Raw genomic sequence first — 15,488 nt, 5'->3', positions numbered from 1 at the left:
TGCTTCCGAAGCCCCTCATCACCACCGGACCCACGGAGGACCGCACATGCCCACTCCCTCGCAGCCGGCCCCCCGGAACACCGCCCACCGGCACCCCACCCGTCGGTCGGCGCTCAAGGCCGGCCTGGGCTTCGCCCTGGGGGCCGGCCTGCTGGGTGCCGCCCCCGGCACGGCGACCGCCGACGACCGGTCCGCCGGGCCGCTCCAGACGGGCACGCCCCTGTGCGAGCAGCCCGGCGACTCGGCGAGCGCACAGGGACTCGGCTCCGGGGACCTGGCGATCCCCTACCACCGGGAGCACGACAACACCTGGGGCTACGTGTTCGGCGACGCGTTCGGCGGGATCGCCCAGGCCGACCCCTACCTGGGATCCCCGGTGATCCTGAACCAGGCCGCCTTCGACGCCTCCGGCGGAACCCCGATCTCGTTCTCCTGGGCGATGCCCACCGGGGGCGCCGCCAAGCAGTGCTTCGACTACGCGCACCGGGCCGACAACGGGCACGGCTTCGAGATCACCCGCATCCCGAACGACTGCATCGAGTTCGGGGGCCGCACGTACATCCAGTACACGTCCGTGGCCCTGTGGGAGAACATCCCGGCCGGGTACGACGGCTCGCTGATGTCGGGCGTCGCCTACTCGGACGACTACGGCGTGACCTGGCAGGACTACCCGTACCACTGGGCCGGCGACACCCAGGGGACGAACCAGTCCATGTACGGGATGTGGTCGTTCGCGGGCATCGATCCCGACGGGTGGCTGTACGTCTTCTCCAAGCGCTGGAACGGCACGCACGCGAACACCGCCGACGGCGGCGCGATCCAGCTGTTCCGTATCCGGCCGGACGAGTTCCGCGCGGGCAACTTCGGCGCCCAGGAGAACTGGGCCTTCCTGGACGGCCGTTGGCAGTGGACGCGGGCAGCGGCCCCGTCGGTCATGCTGTCCGGGAACAGGATCGGCGAGTTCTCCGTCAAGCGGATCGGCGACACGTACTGCATGAGCTACTTCGACGTGGACGACTACTCGATCTGCACCCGCACCGCACCCCGCCCGGACGCGGTGTGGACCGCCCCCAAGGTGCAGATCGTCGGCGACGCCCTCCCGCCGCACCACTGGGGCAGGCCCCAGCTCCCGTTCCTCTACGGCGGATACATCCACCCCGGCAGCGCGAGCGCCACCTCCCTGACCCTGATCGCCTCGCAGTGGCAGTCCGTGAACCACGGCAAGACGCCCTACCGCGTCCTGCAGTACGACGGCATCCGGCCCTGACGCGCGCAGAACGCCGCACGGGGCTTCAGGAATCGTCCTTCGCCTCCGGGGCCCGGCTCCCACCGCCGGGGCCCGGGTTTCACGCTCCGGACGCCGCCCAGGCACGGGCGAACCGTTCGTGCGCGGGGGCCGGCACGTCGGCCGGCGGCGCCGGGGCGGGGCGGGGGGCCTTCGCGGCGGTGAGTTCCTTGCGGACGGCGCGGTGGTGGTCGAGGGTCCAGGCGTTCCAGCGGCGTACGGTGCGGTCGGCCGGGCGGCCGAGGGCGTGCAGCTGGAGGTGGAGGGCCGCCGCGTCGCGGCCGACGCCGAGGGACTCCGCCACCTCGTCCACCAGGTCCGGGACGCTGAGGAGCGGGTTGGCCTCGTACTGGCCCGGCGGGACCGGGGTGACCGCCGAGCGGTCCGCCAGGGCGCGCAGGGCGGTGAGCCGGTCGGCGGGTATCTCCGTGCGCAGGCAGGCGGCGGTGTCCTGGAGCGGACCAGCGGCGGCGTCCGTGAGCCGGTCGAGCAGGGCGCGGGCGCCCGTCGCGACCGGGTCGCCCACCGGCCGTTCGGTGAACGCCCAGGTGAGGGCGGTGACGGCGGCCCGTGCCCCGTCGGCGTCCCACGGGCCTTCCGGCAGACGCCCGGTGAGCAGGGCGGTGGCCCAGGTGTCGGGCAGGCCGTGGTCCCCGGCCAGCGCGGCGGCATGGCTGCCGTCGTCGACGTACCCGGTGACCGCGAGCCGCTCGGACCATTCGGCGGCCATCCGGTCCGCGGCGGCGGTCATGCCGCCGGGGGCCCAGAGCTCCGCCGGATCGGCGGGCACGGCGGCGGCGAGCACGGCGCGCCGCCCGGCAGGACCGAGGCGCCCCCGCAGGTCGTCGTACGCGTACACGGTGCTCCGGTCGGCCTTGTACGGCTTGGTCCGGCACAGCTTCAGGTGCGCCGTGTAGTCGTCGCTGCCGAAGAAGCCGTCGACGACCAGGGCGGCGATCGCGCGCGGCACCCCCGTACGCCAGCGGAACAGGTCCACGGCCTCCTCGGGCACCGGCAGCGGGCCGCGTTCGGCGAGGAGGGCGAGCAGGCGGGGGAGCCGGGCGGTGTCGTCCCCCGCGACGGTGCGGGTCTCGCACTCCTCGGCACCGGTGGGCTCCGGGTCGGCGGCCCGGTGCAGGAAGGGCACCAGGTCGCTGCGGACCGGGCCGGAGGCCACCGGGGCGCCGGACGCCCGGAGTTCGGCGACCCCGGGCTCGGGCGCGCGGCCGGTGCGCCAGGTGGTGCCCCGTTCCGCGAACGGCTGGCGGCTCCACACGTCGAGCAGTGCGGTGAGGGCCCCCCGGTGCTCGTCCGGGGTGGCGGCGACGACCGCCCGCCAGGCCACGGCGTCGATCCGGCCGGTCAGCGCCTCCCACTCGGGGGGCGGGGCGGGCAGGGCCAGCACCCGCACCTCGTCGTCGATCTCGCCGCGCAGGTACCGGCCGTCGGCGGCGACCGCGGTGAGGAGCGCGGGCTGCGGCTGCAACGGCCGCTCCTCGTAGCCCCGCAGCTGGGGCAGCAGACCGTGCAGGGCCGGGACGAGCCGGGTGTCGGGCACCGGGTCGGGCAGCTCGACGACCGGCCCGGCACGCATGACGGCCACCCGGTGCGCCAGCTCCCGGAGACGGCGCAGCACATCGGCGGCGAGCCGCACGGCACGGGTGACGCCCTGCCGGACACGGGGGTCGGTCACCCCGGGCGGCGCCACCTCGGCGCCGGACGACAGCAGTTCGCGCACGGCCTCGTCGGTGACCGCGCGCAGCGCGTGGGAGGACGGCTCGTCGCGCGGGACGAGGAAGTGCCAGAAGGCGGGCGGCGGCACGGGCCCGGCCTGCTCGCCGAGGGTGGCCCGGACCGGCCCGCGATGGCGGCTGCCGGGGAAGCCCCGGACCTGCCAGAGCAGCGAGTTGTCCTCGGCGGCGTAGCAGCGGACGGTGGTGGTGCCGACCACGACGGTGTCCTCGCCGCCGGCCGGCAGGCCGAGGATGCCCCACGGACGGCGGCCCCAGACGGTGGTGCGGTAGGACGCGGTGCGGCCGTCGACGGACCTCAGCTCGAACTCGCGGGGCGAGGGACCGGCGTACGGGGTGTGGTGATCGATCCGGCAGCCGGTGAGCCGACCGTCCTGGCCGAGCGGGGACGGCGGGGCGCCGGGCGGCAGTTCGGCGAGGATGCGGTGGTCGGGGAAGGGCCTGGTGCCGTCCGGTGACGCGTCGGGGGCGTGGAAGCCGGGCAGGGTGCGGTCGGCGGTGGGCACACCGGTGACGGGGTCCAGGCGGGCCCACCCCCTGCGGTGGTCCTCGCCGAACACCTCGCTGCTCCAGAAGTCCCGGCCGTCGTACATCTGGTAATCGCGGTGGCGGTGGCTGATGCCCGAGGTGTCGCCGGGGCGCAGGACGTTCTCGCCGTCGAACCGGCCGCCGCCGTCCGGAGTACGGAACTGGTAGCCGAGGCCGCCCTGGATGCTGCCACCGTAGGGGCGGAGCCCATGGGGCTGTTCCGGTTCGAACGTGTCGGCAGGGCTGCCCGACCAGTACGCCGTCACGGCGGAGCTGCCCTCGCCCGTGCCCGGCCAGGAGACGAGGAACTGGCCGCCGACCCAGTACACCGTGGGGAAGGCGGCGCCCTCCGGCAGTGCCAGGGCGTGCTCGCCGCACCGGCCCGCGTGGTCGACGGCGAACGCGCGGCGCTCCCCGTACACCGTGAGCACCGGCCAGGTGCAGGTGACGTGCACCGTCTCGTCCGGCCCGAATTCGGCGAGCGCCTCCTCCAGGGCGGGCCAGCCCAGCTCCTCGGGCAGCCCCGCGCGCAGGGCACGGGCCAGCGGGCCGGTGAGGTCCAGCTCGGCGAGCGCCTCCTCGATGCCGTCCAGGGCGACGGCGGTGGGCCGGTCGAGGAGGCCGTGCAGCTCGTCCACCGCCTCGTCGGCCGCGGCGAGCCCGCCGCCGCGCAGGGTGTCGAGCAGCTTCTCGATCCGGCCGTGCACCTCGGCGGCGATACCCGGATTGTGCGGAAGCCGACTGATCGCGGTGCCGCCCCGGGACCGGAGCCCGGCGTGCACCGTGCCCTCCAGCCGGGGGCCGAACACCGGGTCGGAGGCCAGGGCCCGCAGGTCGCGCTGCGACTCCTTGTCCCAGAACTCCAGGGAGATGCCGGGGCCGGGGTCGTGGACGGGGATGCCCTCGGCGAGGCAGGCGTCGAGCAGGTCGGCGTCCAGGTGCGGCCACCGATAGCGGTCCTCGTGGAGCCGGACCGGGGTGCCGTCCGCCTTCAGCAGCGGGGCGAACCGGGCCACCAGGTCGAAGAGTTCGACGGGCATGGCCTGACGGCACACCCCGCCGCCGGACCTGCGGTGGGAGTACTGGGCGGAGTACCGCCGCAGCCACTCGCCGAGGCCGCCCTCCGGGACGATCCGGCCGGTAGCGGCGGCGTCGGCGGCCCCGCAGCCGATGAGCAGCCGCAGCCAGGACGCCGCGTCGGTCCTCGAATCGGGGAACAGGTCGAGCAGGGCGGTGGCCGTGCCGTCGGCCGGCCGGTGGGCGGCGAGCGGGGCGAGCGCCGCGTCGAACAGCCGGTCCGGCACGGCCTTGCCGCGGGCCGCCCCGAGCACCTCGCCCAGCACCCGCGCCTCCTCGTCGACGCCGAGACCGGCCGCGCGCGCGGAGCTCCGGACCCGGCGGGCCAGATCGGCGGGCAGCTCGCCCGGCGACGCCGCCCAGACCATCAGCAGGCGCACGAACTCGCGGTGCGCGTCGCCCGGTTCGCACACCTCGGCCAGCCAGGCCGGAGCACCGCTGATCTCGGTGGCGGGAAGCGCACCGAACCGGGCGAACAACTGAAGGTTCGCCCACCGCCAGTCGGTGTCGACCGGCAGGCCGTGGTCGCGTTCCGCTGCCCGCGCGTACCCGTACGCACGGGCCGCGGAACGGCGGTGCGTCTCCAGCATCCAGTGCCCGATGGTGTCCCAGAACCACGGCAGATGGGCGGCCAGCAGCCCCCGGGCCAGACGCGCCGCCCCGTCCACGAACCGTCCGGGCTTCTCCCACGCCCGGTGCCGGTCGCGGTCCGCCTCCGCCAGCACGTCGCGGGCATCGCCCTCGGCCCCGGGTGCGTGGACGCGCGCCCAGTCGACGTACGTCTCGGAAACGCGGTGATTGGCCGGGAGCGGAACGGAAGGTCCGGTGCTGCTGGTCATGTGTACGAGTCTGGCAGGCGGGACTGACAGGGCCCCTCGCGGCCACCGGTTCCCCACAACCTCCGGGGCCGGTGTCGGAGGGGCTGGTTATGGTCCCGCCATGCCCACCTTCCGCGACTTCAACTTCAAGCTCCTGGTCATCGAGAAGCTCATGTACGAGGACAAGACCCTCACCCCGGCCTTCAGCATCAACGCATGCCTGAAGGCGAAGGGGTTCGACGACGCACAGCTCTACGCGTACGACAACGACCTCGCTTACACGGTGCTCGACGAGGCCCGCGCCCACTTCGAGGCGCTGGAGATCAGCGAGGAACTGCTGGCGACGGTGGACACCCTCCTCATCGATGGCGGGCTCCAGGTGTACTGCGAGTGCTCCCCGGTCTGGGACGGCGAGGACGACCTGTTCGACGTCAACTCGCTCGACGACCTCGACCTGCTGCCGAACCTGCGGCGGATCATCGGCGCCGAGGGCTGCGGGCTGGGCGTCCCGTTCAAGAAGGAGATCCTCGCCGCCCGGGGCATCACCTCCGACTGAGACCGCCCCGCCCCGGCCCGACCCGTACCGGCCGAAGACCGCATCACGGCCCGGCCGGGCACCATGTGACGCCCCGACGGGCCCGGGCATCCGGGCATCCGGGCATCCGGGCATCCGGGCATCCGGGCATCCGGGCATCCGGGCATCCGGGCATCCGGGCATCCGGGCAATGATGGCCCGACAGGTCCGGTACATGGCGGATCCGGCAGATGATCCGGACATGTGTCCGGTCACGTGTCCGATCTGCGTGGCGCGGGAATGATCAGCGGCATGAACGACGAGCCGGGCCGGATCCTTCACTGGAACTTCTTCATAGGCGGCCACCTGAGTGCATCGGTGCCCGTGCGCCTCGTCGAGCGCACCGACAGGGGCCAGCTGGTGTGGATGGAGACCGGCACCCCGATGTGGCGCACGAAGCTCCCGAACGGGGCGCACCTGCGGGACATCGCCCCGGGCGACCGCCCCGCCGACGGATACCCGGTGGTCGCCGACCGGTGGCCGATGGGCAGCGCGCTCTTCTACCAGCCGGACGACGCCGCGCACTCGGTGCTCTGGCTCTTCGGCCGCCGGCAGAAGTTCCGCGGCTGGTACGTGAACCTGGAGCGCCGGGTCCACCGCGGCGACGACATCGACATCGCCGACCACGAACTCGACATCAACGTGGCCCCGGACCGGAGCTGGCAGTGGAAGGACGAGGAGTCCTTCGCCGAGAAGACCGGCGATCCGGCCTACTGGACGGCCGACGAGGCATCGGCCATCCGCGACGAGGGCCACTCGGTCGCACGACTTGCCGAGGCCGGAACGTTTCCCTTCGACGGCACTTGGTGCGATTTCCAGCCACCACGATCCTGGAGAACCCCACCCCGGCCACTCGTACCGCGCCACCCGCTGCTCTGAGCACCCCTGCTCCGGCCGGGTCGAGGACCCGCCGGGGCCTGCACAAAAGTCTCGGCCAGGGTGGCGGGATGGCAATCATTGCCCGGGGTCACCCTCCGTGATACACAGAGTAACCATACGTATTTGGTCACATACCGCTCCGATCCGCAGGTCAGGACGGTCGGACCGGTCAAACGTGCGGGATCCGGGTAAAGAGAGCCGTCAAGCCGTCGTGCGAGAGCAGTTTCATCAGCGAAGATAGAGAGTGACCCGTGCCGCGCGGCAGGGGGCAACGAACTACCCAACAGGGGCGGTGACTTACATGATCCTGGCAGCGGAAAAGGGCGACATCACCACCATCATCGGCGGAATCGCCCCGAACTGGGGGCCGTTCGGGTCCTTGGGCAACGAGGCCCGCGTAATGATCGAGGTCGTGATGGCCATCGCCATCCTGCTCTGCCTCGGCATCGCGGTGTGGGGGGCCGCGAAGCAACGCATCGGCGCCACGGCCCTGCGCGACACGTTCAGCGCCGAGCAGGGCAAGGGGCTGATCGTTGCGGGTCTGACCGGTGTGTTCATCATCGGATCGCTGGGAACCGTGTTCACCATCGTCTACGGAATGGCTGTCTGACCGGCAGTCGGCCCACGCCAGGGGCGATCCCGCCCATCCCCCACCACCCGTCCGTCGTGCCCACCGGCAGAGGTTGCGTCTCCCTGATGTCGACTCATCACACCGCGTCCGCGCGGAAACCTGCACGGCTACCGTCGTACTACCCGGTTCAGGAAACGGTTGAGGGGGCGTACGCGGCATGAGCCACGGCGACGAGAGCGGCTACGGCGACGACGCCGTCCGTACCGATGATCCCTACAGCACCATCGGCGGCACGCGCCAGACCCGTACCAGACTTCCCGACGGCGAGGGCGACGGCTACGGCGCCTCCCGCCGCCCCGCCCGCAAGCCGCGCTCCCTCGTCACGGTGGTCGGCGTGGTCGTCCTCCTGCTCGCGGCCATCGCCTTCGCCAACATGGGCGGGGGCGACCGGAACGACAACGGCGACGGTACGGGGGGCGCGGGAAGCAAGCCGGACTCGTCGTCCACGGCAGCCACGGGCACGAAGCCGGTGACGGGGAAGAACGGCACGATCCCGTCGGGCTTCGCCCACGACGAGCAGGGGGCGCAGAGCGCGGCGTCCAATTACGCAGTGGCGCTGGGCTCCGTCGGCATGTTCAAAAAGGACAGCCGCCACGAGATCGTGAACGCCATTTACACAGCCGAGGCGGCAGCAAAGCTCAAAGGACCGCAGGACGCCGCATACTCCCCCGGTTTCCTCGCGAAGCTGGGGCTGGATCCCTCCGGAAACGCCCCCCAGGGCAGCACCTTCGTATCAAGAACGATCCCTGTGGGAACGAAGATCGAATCTTTCGAAGGCGACACGGCCAAGGTGTCGGTCTGGTACACGGGGCTGATCGGTATGTCCGGAACCGAATCCACCGACCCCGTCAGCACTTCGTGGAAGACCTGGACCGTACAGCTCAGCTGGACGAGTGAAGGCTGGAAGGCCGTCAGCGACACACAGAAGGACGGGCCCGCCCCAGTCCCCGGCGATGTCGCCGCTTCCACCTCGGAAGAGATCAGTAAGGCTGTTGAGGAGTACGGAGGCTTCACTTATGCCCGATAGCCTGCGTCTTCGGGCCCGATCCGTCGTCACCGCGCTGGCAACGGTTCAGACAGCCGTTGTCCTTTTCTCGGCTCGCGCCTTTGCTGAGCCTTCGCCCACCCCTACGGCACCGAGTCCCAGCCCCAGTCCCAGCGCGAGCAACAATGCCTGTGACTTGCTGATCGGCCCTGCGAAGCAGTACTGCGAGGACGGCGACGGCAGTGCCCCCTCCAATGGTGTCGCCCCCTCCGGGCTGAACGACTCGCTCGACCCGCTCTCCTCCCTCGCCCGCGGCTGCGCCGACGCCGCCGCGTGGATCGTCGGCAAGCTCAGCGAGGCCGTGAAGAGCACCGCCAACGTGGACTTCACGAACACCAAGTTCCTCCAGCAGTACGCCATCGTCTTCGCCGCCTCCACCGTCCTCACGCTCGTCCTGTGGCTGCTCGCCGTGGCCAAGCGGGCGATCCGCGGCGTGCCGCTGACGACCGCGATCTCCGAGGCCGTCGGGTTCCTGTGGCTGACGGTGCTCGCCTCCGCGTTCACCCCGCTGATCCTCTACACGGTCGTCTCCGCGACCGACGGCGTCACCGAGGTCATCGCCACCTCCTCGGGCGGCCAGACGGACGTCTTCTTCGGGTCGTTCGCCGAAGCCCTCAAGAAGGGCTCCGACATCGGCGGCGGGCCGATCATGCTGATCGTCGTCTCGCTCGTGTCGATCCTCGCCGCGGGCATCCTCTGGCTGGAGCTCGTCATCCGGGCCGCCCTGCTCTACGTCGGTGCCCTGCTCGGCACCGTCGTCTACGCCGGACTCGTCGACAAGAACATGTGGGGCCACGTCCGGCGCTGGGCGGGCATCATGGTCGCGGTGATCATGGTGAAGCCGGTCATCGCCGTCGTGCTCGGACTGGCCGGCGCGCTCTCCCAGAACGACGGACCGGACGCGATCTCCGCCGTCGTGTCGGGCCTCGCCATCATCCTGCTGGCGATCTTCGCCTCCGCGATGATCTACCGGTTCGTCCCCGGCTTCGGCGACGAGATCCAGGGCGCCCGCACCAACCGCAAGCAGGCCACCGACGGCTCCCAGGCCGCCGCCCTGGTCAGCTCCCCCGCCGCCCTCGTCTCCCAGGGCATCAAGACCCACAGCGGCCGCAGCGGCTCGGACGGCGGCAACACCGGTGGCCGGCCCGCCAACCCGATCAGCGGCGGCGTCGCCGCGCACGGCTCCCGCGGCGCCTCCACCGCGCCCTCGCCGCGCAGCGGATCGGCACCGACCTCCGGCACCCCGCACGGCAGCCGCCCCCACCGAGGCGGCGGATCAGGCAGTTCAGGCAACAACAGCACGGGAGGTGGAGGGCGTTGACGACTCCGTCCCACACGATCGCGCCCCGCCGCACGTATCTCATCGGCCGGGCCCGGCCGAACGCGATCGTCGGCAAGAACCGCGAGACCGGCGAGATCGCCCTGATCATCGTCGGCGCGTTCCTCGGCATGATGAGCGGACTGCTCGTCCCCCTCCTGCCCCTGCGGATCGCGCTGCTCACCGGGTTCCCGTTCCTCGCCCTGGCGATCGTGTACCTCCCGTACAAGCACCGCACCTTCTACAAGTGGTTCGAGATCAACCGCAGCTACAAGCGCACCCTGCGCCGCGGCACGACCTACCGCTCCGCCGCCATGGAAGCGGGCGTCGGCGCCGACGGACGCGAGGTCGAGATCGGACCGCCCCCCGGCATCGGCCGGATCAACTGGCTCTCCGCACCCTTCGGCCCGGACGAGATCGCCGTGCTCCTGCACGCCGACCGCCGCACCGTCACCGCCGCGATCGAGATCGAGGGTCCCGGCGTCGGCCTGCGCGACAGCGAGGACCAGGAAGCGCTCGTCGACCGCTTCGGCACCCTGCTGAAGCACGTCGCCAACGGGGACGGCTTCGTGACCCGCCTCCAGATGCTGGCCCGCACCCTCCCCGCCGACCCCGACGCGCACGCCAAGGACGTCGCCCAGCGCGGCGACAAGTCCTCCCCGGGCTGGTTGCAGGATTCGTACGACCAGCTCCAGTCCATGGTCTCCACCTCCAGCGAGCAGCACCGCGCCTACCTGGTCGCCTGCATGCACTACAACCGCGAGCTGGCCGCCGAGGCCAATGCCATGGCCCGCGCCGCCCGGACCGGCCGCAAGATCGACCGGGACGCCGGACTCGCCGTGGTCATGGCGCGCGAGCTCACCGACATCTGCGCCCGCCTCGCCGAGGCCGACATCCGGGTCCGCCAACCGCTCGGCCAGAGCCGGCTCGCCTCCCTCGTGCACTCGATGTACGACCCCGACCACCCCATCGACCACATCCAGGCCATGACCAAGCGCAACGCCTGGCCGGCCGAACTGGACGCGGTCGAGCCGACGTTCCTCCAGGCCAAGACCCGCGAGTCGGTCACCCGCGCGCCCTGGTGCCACTCCACGGCCTGGGTGAAGGAATGGCCGATGACCCCCGTCGGCGTCAACTTCCTGGCCCCCCTCCTCGTCCACACCCCCGACGTGATCCGCACGGTCGCGGTCTGCATGGACCTCGAACCCACCGAGATCGCCATCGAGCGGATGCTCACCGAGAAGACGAACGACGAGGCGGAAGCCAGCCGCCAGGCCAAGATGAACCGCACCGTCGACCCCCGCGACATCGCCGCGCACGGCCGGCTCGACCAGCGGGGCGAGGACCTCGCGAGCGGCGCGGCCGGGGTGAACCTGGTCGGGTACATCACCGTGTCGTCCCGTTCGCCCGAAGCCCTCGCCCGCGACAAACGGACGATCCGGGCCTCGGCCGGCAAGTCGTATCTCAAACTGGAGTGGTGCGACCGCGAGCACCACCGCGCCTTCGTGAACACGCTCCCGTTCGCCACCGGCATCCGCCGCTGACCACCGACCACGACCACCACCCGGCACCACCCGTCGGACCGGCCCCACCGCCGGTCACCGGCCATCACCACCGTCCGCCACCCACGGACGACGACCGAGAGAAACGAGAGGGAGGTCGGTCACGCCATGCGAGACCCGCTGTCCGCACTGTCGGAGGCCTTCACCGCCTTCCTCTTCGGGAAGGTGGAGACGACCCGCCTGCCCGTCCGCACGTCGACCGGCCAGGCCCAGGCCGTCTACCTGCCCACCGCGGCCCCCGGCCTCGGCGACTCCGGCGTGATCATCGGCCGCGAGGTCTACTCCGGCAAGGGCTACATCTACGACCCGTTCCAGCTGTACGGGCAGCAGCTCCCCGCCCCGCACTGGCTGGTCCTCGGCGAGTCCGGCAACGGCAAGTCCGCACTGGAGAAGACCTACGTGCTCCGCCAGCTCCGCTTCCGCGACCGCCAGGTCGTCGTCCTGGACGCCCAGGGCGAGGACGGCGTCGGCGAGTGGAACCTCATCGCCCAGGAGCTCGGCCTCACCCCGATCCGCCTCGACCCGACCTCCGCGCTCAACGGCGGCATCCGGCTCAACCCGCTCGACCCCTCGATCACCACCACCGGCCAGCTCGCCCTGCTCCGCACCATCATCGAAGTCGCCATGGGCCACGGCCTGGACGAGCGGTCCGGCTTCGCGCTGAAGGTCGCCCACGCCTACGTCAACGAGACGATCACCGACCGGCAGCCGGTCCTGACCGACATCGTCGAGCAGCTCCGCCACCCGGAACCCGAGTCCGCCGAGGCGATGAACGTCGACATAGACGACGTACGGGCCTGGGGCCTGGACGTCGCCCTCGTTCTGGACCGCCTGGTCGACGGCGACCTGCGCGGCATGTTCGACGGCCCCACGAGCTTCGGCATCGACCTCGACGCCCCGCTGATCGTCTTCGACCTCTCGCACATCGACCGCAACTCCATCGCGATGCCGATCCTGATGGCGATCGTCGGCGTCTGGCTGGAGCACACCTGGATCAGGCCCGACCGGAAAAAACGCATCTTCCTGGTGGAAGAGGCATGGCACATCATCAACTCGCCCTTCGTCGCCCAGCTCTTCCAGCGCCTGCTGAAGTTCGGCCGACGCCTCGGCCTGTCGTTCGTGGCGGTCGTCCACCACCTCAGCGACGTCGTCGACGGGGCGGCGGCCCGCGAGGCCGCGGCGATCCTGAAGATGGCGTCGACCCGGACGATCTACGCCCAGAAGGCCGACGAGGCCAGAGCGACGGGCCGGGTCCTCGGCCTGCCCCGGTGGGCGGTCGAGATCATCCCGACCCTCACCCCGGGCATCGCGGTCTGGGACGTCAACGGCAACGTCCAGGTGGTCAAACACCTGATCACCGAGGCCGAACGCCCCCTCGTCTTCACCGACCGCGCGATGACCGAGTCCTCCGCGGCCGAACTCCTCCCGGACGACGTGCGCGCCGCCGACCTGGAGGCGGAGGAACGCGCCGCACGGATCGAACGCCAACAACGGCTGAACGAGTCGTCCGAGTCAACGGTGGCCTGACGATGGCGGGACGCGCCGAGGAACGCACCGGCGGCGGCATTCCGGACGGTCTGTTGATCGGCCTGCTGGGCTTCCTGCTCGCCCTGACACTGCTGATGTGGACGGCCACCGGCCTGGCCGGACTGTTCGCGCACGGCGCCTGGCCCGAGGGGGTCACGCTCCCCGAGACCCCTCTCGCGCTGCGCCGGCTCGTCACCGCGCCGCACGACCTCCCGGCCGCCTGGCCGAACACCCCGGCGGGCGAACTCTCGGGCTACGGGCTCTTCTGGGGCCTGTTCATCGGCGAACTGATGGTGCTGCTGGTACTGACGGTGTTCGTCCTGGGCGCACTGGCCCGCTGGCGGGTCGTACGGGCCGGGCAGCGCGCCGAACGCCTGGAGCAGCGGGAACAGCAGCGGAACGCGTACCTGGAGCAGAAGCGGCACAAGCAGGAGAAAAGCCGCGGACGGGACCGAGGCCGGGAGCAGCGGCAGCACCCCGAAGACCCCGCCCCGACCGCCCTCCAGGACCCGCGAAGGCCCACGAGCACGGGACCGGAAGAGGCCGAGGAGACCGCAGGGACCGCAGGGACCGCAGGGACCGCAGGGACCGCAAAGGCGGCAGAGGTCACAAAACCGCTGTCGGCGTTCCACGAGTCCACCGACGCCCACCACCCCACCACTCCAGCACCTCCGACCCCCGCAGGCCCCCCAACCACCACAGCCACCACGGCCGCCGGCCTGTCCGCGCTCCCCTCCCCCCGTACGCCCCTCGTCGTCTACGGCCCCGCCGCCACCCGACGCCCCGCCGCCGTCCACGCCATCCGCGAGGCCGACGGACCCGCGCTCGTGATCACCTCCGACCCGACCGTCTGGGCCGAGACGAAGGACGCCCGCGCCAAGCTCGGCCCGGTGCTGGTCTACGACCCGGGCCACCTCTGCGACACTCCCGCCCGGCTGCACTGGTCCCCCACCGCCGGCTGCGAGCAGCCCGAGACCGCCGCCGCCCGTTCCACCGCCCTGCTGGCCCCTGTCCGGCCGCAGGCCCGTATCGACGCGGCGACCGCCGACACCGCCGAAACACTCCTGCGGTGCTGGCTGCACGCCGCCGCCGTCGACGGCCGCCCCTTCCGCCAGGTCCATCGCTGGGCCCTCGGCAACAGCGCCCACGAGCCGGTGCGCCTGCTCCGTACGCACCCCAAGGCGGCCTCCGGGTTCGCCGGGCTGCTGGAGTCCGCACTCACCTCCCACCCCGAACGCCGGGAGATGGCACAGGAGTTGACGGTACGCGCCTTCGCCGCGCTCTCCTCGGTCCACATCCGCGAGGCATGCACGCCGAACCGTGCCGATTCGCTGGTGCTGGAATCTTTCGTGGCCGAAGGGGGCACCCTCTATGTGGTGGGTGAGCCGATCGAGGACCCCCGCTCGGGGCCAGGGGCCATGCCCCTGCTCACAGCACTCGCCTCATACGTGGTCGAGCACGGCCGCCGCTCGGCCGCACGGTCGACCGACGGCCGGCTCGACCCACCAATGACGCTCGTGCTCGACGACGTCGCCGCCGTGGCCCCGCTCCCCCGACTCCCGGAACTGCTGGCGAACGGTCAGGCCATGGGCCTGCCGGCCCTGGTCCTCCTCCGCTCCCGCGAACAGGCCCGCGCCCGCTGGCCCCAGGAGCTCACCGTCTCGCACTGACCCCGGCCGACGGCCTCACCGCCCCGCCCGGTCCACCGCGTGCTCCAGTTCGCGCCTGGACGGGTCGCCCGGCATCGGCACCGACCGCCCGGTCGCCACGAAACCGATCCGCCGGTAGAACGCCGCAGCCCGCAGGTTGTCCTCGTGCACGTACAGCCGCACCCGCTCGATCCGCGGCTCCTCCAACGACCAGGCCCAGTCCATCCCGGCCCGGAACAACTCCTCGGCCAGGCCCCCGCCACGCGCCTCGGGCCGTACGAACACGCCGACCACATGCGCCTGGTTCACCCCGGCCCCCTCCCCGAACCGCGCCTCCGCGTCCGGCCGTTCGATCAGCACGGTGACGCTGCCCTCCCACCGCCCGTCGGGCGCCACGGCCACGAACTGCCGCACATCACCGCTCCCGTCCTCGGAAGCGTTGCGCGCCCGTTCCTGCCAGAACTCGTCGGAACAGGCCAGGCTCTGCTCGTACGTCTCCAGGAACGCGATGTCCGCGACCGGATCCCGCAGCGCGGCCAGCCGCAACTCCTTGACCCGCTCCCATTCGTCGGCACGCACTACTCGCATCACATGATCCATCCGCCGATCCTGCCCCTGCCGTCCGACCTGCGCAAACGCTATTCGCGGCCCCCACCCGGCACGTCCCGGCCCCGGTGTCGTACCCCGCCCGGAAACCGCCGGAAGGCGGTATCGGGTGGTGAACGCAGAAAAGCCCCGCACCTATGGTGCGGGGCTTTCCCGGAATGATTGTTCGGCGGCGTCCTACTCTCCCACAGGGTCCCCCCTGCAGTACCATCGGCGCTGAAAGGCTTAGCTTCCGGGT

Annotated in this window: 11 protein-coding genes and 1 rRNA gene; 9 read left to right on the top strand and 3 right to left on the bottom strand. The window is 71.8% G+C overall.

The window, feature by feature from the left end; genetic code table 11:
* Positions 1–46 precede the first annotated feature (46 nt).
* Positions 47–1,267 carry a DUF4185 domain-containing protein gene (locus ACFYW1_RS18120; protein WP_388993436.1) on the top strand — a complete coding sequence of 407 codons (1,221 nt, stop codon included), beginning with the start codon at positions 47–49 and terminating at the stop codon, positions 1,265–1,267.
* Between the two features lie 79 nt (positions 1,268–1,346).
* Here ACFYW1_RS18120 and ACFYW1_RS18115 read toward each other — a convergent pair whose 3' ends face one another.
* Positions 1,347–5,480, bottom strand: coding sequence for a hypothetical protein (locus ACFYW1_RS18115; RefSeq protein WP_388993433.1), 4,134 nt, complete (start codon positions 5,478–5,480; stop codon positions 1,347–1,349).
* Positions 5,481–5,580: 100 nt separating this feature from the next.
* Between ACFYW1_RS18115 and ACFYW1_RS18110 the strand changes: the two genes are divergently transcribed.
* The 8 genes from ACFYW1_RS18110 (at position 5,581) to ACFYW1_RS18075 (ending at position 14,665) form a co-directional block, all read left to right on the top strand.
* Positions 5,581–6,015 (top strand): DUF6892 domain-containing protein, encoded by a 435-nt coding sequence (locus tag ACFYW1_RS18110; protein WP_388993431.1) that lies wholly within the window; start codon positions 5,581–5,583, stop codon positions 6,013–6,015.
* Positions 6,016–6,285: 270 nt separating this feature from the next.
* A complete protein-coding gene (locus ACFYW1_RS18105) occupies positions 6,286–6,912 on the top strand; it encodes a DUF402 domain-containing protein (RefSeq protein WP_388993428.1) in 627 nt (208 codons plus the stop codon).
* 301 nt (positions 6,913–7,213) lie between these two features.
* Positions 7,214–7,522, top strand: a complete 309-nt coding sequence (locus ACFYW1_RS18100; RefSeq protein WP_283852979.1) for a hypothetical protein — start codon at positions 7,214–7,216, stop codon at positions 7,520–7,522.
* 178 nt (positions 7,523–7,700) lie between these two features.
* Positions 7,701–8,570, top strand: a complete 870-nt coding sequence (locus tag ACFYW1_RS18095; protein ID WP_388993425.1) for a hypothetical protein — start codon at positions 7,701–7,703, stop codon at positions 8,568–8,570.
* Positions 8,560–9,909 (top strand): hypothetical protein, encoded by a 1,350-nt coding sequence (locus ACFYW1_RS18090; RefSeq protein ID WP_388993422.1) that lies wholly within the window; start codon positions 8,560–8,562, stop codon positions 9,907–9,909. The genes ACFYW1_RS18095 and ACFYW1_RS18090 overlap by 11 nt, the downstream gene beginning before the upstream one ends.
* Positions 9,906–11,450: an SCO6880 family protein gene (locus ACFYW1_RS18085; protein WP_388993419.1), complete on the top strand. Its 1,545-nt coding sequence runs from the start codon at positions 9,906–9,908 to the stop codon at positions 11,448–11,450. The genes ACFYW1_RS18090 and ACFYW1_RS18085 overlap by 4 nt, the downstream gene beginning before the upstream one ends.
* 126 nt (positions 11,451–11,576) lie before the next feature.
* On the top strand, positions 11,577–12,995 hold the full coding sequence (locus tag ACFYW1_RS18080; RefSeq protein ID WP_388993416.1) for an ATP-binding protein: 1,419 nt from the start codon (positions 11,577–11,579) through the stop codon (positions 12,993–12,995).
* A 2-nt stretch (positions 12,996–12,997) separates the two neighbouring features.
* On the top strand, positions 12,998–14,665 hold the full coding sequence (locus ACFYW1_RS18075; protein WP_388993413.1) for a type VI secretion protein: 1,668 nt from the start codon (positions 12,998–13,000) through the stop codon (positions 14,663–14,665).
* Between the two features lie 15 nt (positions 14,666–14,680).
* Here ACFYW1_RS18075 and ACFYW1_RS18070 read toward each other — a convergent pair whose 3' ends face one another.
* On the bottom strand, positions 14,681–15,244 hold the full coding sequence (locus ACFYW1_RS18070; protein WP_388993410.1) for a GNAT family N-acetyltransferase: 564 nt from the start codon (positions 15,242–15,244) through the stop codon (positions 14,681–14,683).
* Between the two features lie 170 nt (positions 15,245–15,414).
* Positions 15,415–15,488: ribosomal RNA gene (gene rrf, locus ACFYW1_RS18065) — 5S ribosomal RNA — on the bottom strand; the annotation flags it as partial.

The sequence above is a fragment of the Streptomyces sp. NPDC002669 genome, from assembly GCF_042889165.1.
Lineage (GTDB): Bacteria > Actinomycetota > Actinomycetes > Streptomycetales > Streptomycetaceae > Streptomyces.
The sequence above is the reverse complement of the archived record's forward strand: the minus strand, read 5'-3'. Positions and strand labels throughout refer to the sequence as shown.

Bases quoted from the DNA above. Each gene is read 5' to 3' on its own strand.
- ACFYW1_RS18090 (WP_388993422.1), top strand. From the start codon at position 8,560: ATGCCCGATAGCCTGCGTCTTCGGGCCCGATCCGTCGTCACCGCGCTG.
- ACFYW1_RS18080 (WP_388993416.1), top strand. From the start codon at position 11,577: ATGCGAGACCCGCTGTCCGCACTGTCGGAGGCCTTCACCGCCTTCCTC.
- ACFYW1_RS18120 (WP_388993436.1), top strand. From the start codon at position 47: ATGCCCACTCCCTCGCAGCCGGCCCCCCGGAACACCGCCCACCGGCAC.
- ACFYW1_RS18110 (WP_388993431.1), top strand. From the start codon at position 5,581: ATGCCCACCTTCCGCGACTTCAACTTCAAGCTCCTGGTCATCGAGAAG.
- ACFYW1_RS18070 (WP_388993410.1), bottom strand. From the start codon at position 15,244: ATGGATCATGTGATGCGAGTAGTGCGTGCCGACGAATGGGAGCGGGTC.
- ACFYW1_RS18105 (WP_388993428.1), top strand. From the start codon at position 6,286: ATGAACGACGAGCCGGGCCGGATCCTTCACTGGAACTTCTTCATAGGC.
- ACFYW1_RS18115 (WP_388993433.1), bottom strand. From the start codon at position 5,480: ATGACCAGCAGCACCGGACCTTCCGTTCCGCTCCCGGCCAATCACCGC.
- ACFYW1_RS18095 (WP_388993425.1), top strand. From the start codon at position 7,701: ATGAGCCACGGCGACGAGAGCGGCTACGGCGACGACGCCGTCCGTACC.
- ACFYW1_RS18100 (WP_283852979.1), top strand. From the start codon at position 7,214: ATGATCCTGGCAGCGGAAAAGGGCGACATCACCACCATCATCGGCGGA.
- ACFYW1_RS18075 (WP_388993413.1), top strand. From the start codon at position 12,998: ATGGCGGGACGCGCCGAGGAACGCACCGGCGGCGGCATTCCGGACGGT.